Here is a 2,922-nt window from a genome sequence, read left to right as displayed (position 1 = left end):
GGTGCTGATACCCAGAGTCGAACTGGGGACCTCACCCTTACCAAGGGTGCGCTCTACCAACTGAGCCATATCAGCACGCTAAATTTGATGCCTGGCAGTTCCCTACTCTCGCATGGGGAGACCCCACACTACCATCGGCGCTACGGCGTTTCACTTCTGAGTTCGGCATGGGGTCAGGTGGGACCACCGCGCTAGTGCCGCCAGGCAAATTCTGTTCACCGCCATGCCCCAGGGGCACACCGGTTTAATCTGTATCAGGCTGAAAAAATTCTCTCTCACGCCAAAACATCTTCGGCGTTGTAAGGTTAAGCCTCACGGTTCATTAGTACCGGTTAGCTCAACGCATCGCTGCGCTTACACACCCGGCCTATCAACGTCGTCGTCTTCAACGTTCCTTCAGGACCCTTTAAGGGTCAGGGAGAACTCATCTCGGGGCAAGTTTCGTGCTTAGATGCTTTCAGCACTTATCTCTTCCGCATTTAGCTACCGGGCAGTGCCATTGGCATGACAACCCGAACACCAGTGATGCGTCCACTCCGGTCCTCTCGTACTAGGAGCAGCCCCCCTCAGTTCTCCAGCGCCCACGGCAGATAGGGACCGAACTGTCTCACGACGTTCTAAACCCAGCTCGCGTACCACTTTAAATGGCGAACAGCCATACCCTTGGGACCTACTTCAGCCCCAGGATGTGATGAGCCGACATCGAGGTGCCAAACACCGCCGTCGATATGAACTCTTGGGCGGTATCAGCCTGTTATCCCCGGAGTACCTTTTATCCGTTGAGCGATGGCCCTTCCATTCAGAACCACCGGATCACTATGACCTGCTTTCGCACCTGCTCGCGCCGTCACGCTCGCAGTCAAGCCAGCTTATGCCATTGCACTAACCTCCTGATGTCCGACCAGGATTAGCTGACCTTCGTGCTCCTCCGTTACGCTTTAGGAGGAGACCGCCCCAGTCAAACTACCCACCAGACACTGTCCGCAACCCGGTTTACGGGTCCACGTTAGAACATCAAACATTAAAGGGTGGTATTTCAAGGTTGGCTCCACGCAGACTGGCGTCCACGCTTCAAAGCCTCCCACCTATCCTACACATCAAGGCTCAATGTTCAGTGTCAAGCTATAGTAAAGGTTCACGGGGTCTTTCCGTCTTGCCGCGGGTACACTGCATCTTCACAGCGAGTTCAATTTCACTGAGTCTCGGGTGGAGACAGCCTGGCCATCATTACGCCATTCGTGCAGGTCGGAACTTACCCGACAAGGAATTTCGCTACCTTAGGACCGTTATAGTTACGGCCGCCGTTTACCGGGGCTTCGATCAAGAGCTTCTCCTTACGGATAACCCCATCAATTAACCTTCCGGCACCGGGCAGGCGTCACACCGTATACGTCCACTTTCGTGTTTGCACAGTGCTGTGTTTTTAATAAACAGTTGCAGCCAGCTGGTATCTTCGACTGATTTCAGCTCCACGAGCAGGTCGCTTCACCTACCATCAGCGTGCCTTCTCCCGAAGTTACGGCACCATTTTGCCTAGTTCCTTCACCCGAGTTCTCTCAAGCGCCTTGGTATTCTCTACCTGACCACCTGTGTCGGTTTGGGGTACGATTTCGTGTTACCTGGAGCTTAGAGGCTTTTCCTGGAAGCAGGGCATTTGTTGCTTCAGCACCGTGGTGCCTCGTCATCACGCCTCAGTGTTAAAGCACTCCGGATTTGCCTGGAGCACACACCTTCACGCTTAAACCGGGACAACCGTCGCCCGGCCAACATAGCCTTCTCCGTCCCCCCTTCGCAGTAACACCAAGTACAGGAATATTAACCTGTTTCCCATCGACTACGCCTTTCGGCCTCGCCTTAGGGGTCGACTCACCCTGCCCCGATTAACGTTGGACAGGAACCCTTGGTCTTCCGGCGAGCGGGCTTTTCACCCGCTTTATCGTTACTTATGTCAGCATTCGCACTTCTGATACCTCCAGCAACCCTCACAGGCCACCTTCAACGGCTTACAGAACGCTCCCCTACCCAACAACACATAAGCGTCGCTGCCGCAGCTTCGGTGCATGGTTTAGCCCCGTTACATCTTCCGCGCAGGCCGACTCGACCAGTGAGCTATTACGCTTTCTTTAAATGATGGCTGCTTCTAAGCCAACATCCTGGCTGTCTGGGCCTTCCCACATCGTTTCCCACTTAACCATGACTTTGGGACCTTAGCTGGCGGTCTGGGTTGTTTCCCTCTTCACGACGGACGTTAGCACCCGCCGTGTGTCTCCCGTGATAACATTCTCCGGTATTCGTAGTTTGCATCGGGTTGGTAAGCCGGGATGGCCCCCTAGCCGAAACAGTGCTCTACCCCCGGAGATGAATTCACGAGGCGCTACCTAAATAGCTTTCGGGGAGAACCAGCTATCTCCCGGTTTGATTGGCCTTTCACCCCCAGCCACAGGTCATCCGCTAATTTTTCAACATTAGTCGGTTCGGTCCTCCAGTTAGTGTTACCCAACCTTCAACCTGCCCATGGCTAGATCACCGGGTTTCGGGTCTATACCCTGCAACTTAACGCCCAGTTAAGACTCGGTTTCCCTTCGGCTCCCCTATTCGGTTAACCTTGCTACAGAATATAAGTCGCTGACCCATTATACAAAAGGTACGCAGTCACACCCGAAGGTGCTCCCACTGCTTGTACGTACACGGTTTCAGGTTCTTTTTCACTCCCCTCGCCGGGGTTCTTTTCGCCTTTCCCTCACGGTACTGGTTCACTATCGGTCAGTCAGGAGTATTTAGCCTTGGAGGATGGTCCCCCCATATTCAGACAGGATACCACGTGTCCCGCCCTACTCATCGAGCTCACAGCCTGTGCGTTTTCGTGTACGGGGCTGTCACCCTGTATCGCGCGACTTTCCAGACGCTTCCACTAACACACAA

At 54.1% G+C, this 2,922-nt stretch carries 1 tRNA gene and 2 rRNA genes (1 of these 3 only partly in view); all 3 read right to left on the bottom strand.

The features are described 5' to 3' along the window. Window positions 1-2: 2 nt before the first annotated feature. Window positions 3-75, bottom strand: a tRNA-Thr gene (locus DK872_RS09770). A 14-nt stretch (window positions 76-89) separates the two neighbouring features. After that, window positions 90-205: ribosomal RNA gene (rrf, locus tag DK872_RS09765) — 5S ribosomal RNA — on the bottom strand. Between the two features lie 96 nt (window positions 206-301). Then, window positions 302-2,922: ribosomal RNA gene (locus DK872_RS09760) — 23S ribosomal RNA — on the bottom strand (it continues 441 nt past the right edge of the window).

It is taken from the genome of Kosakonia sp. MH5 (assembly GCF_009935945.1).
GTDB lineage: Bacteria > Pseudomonadota > Gammaproteobacteria > Enterobacterales > Enterobacteriaceae > Kosakonia > Kosakonia radicincitans.
The sequence above is the reverse complement of the archived record's forward strand: the minus strand, read 5'-3'. Positions and strand labels throughout refer to the sequence as shown.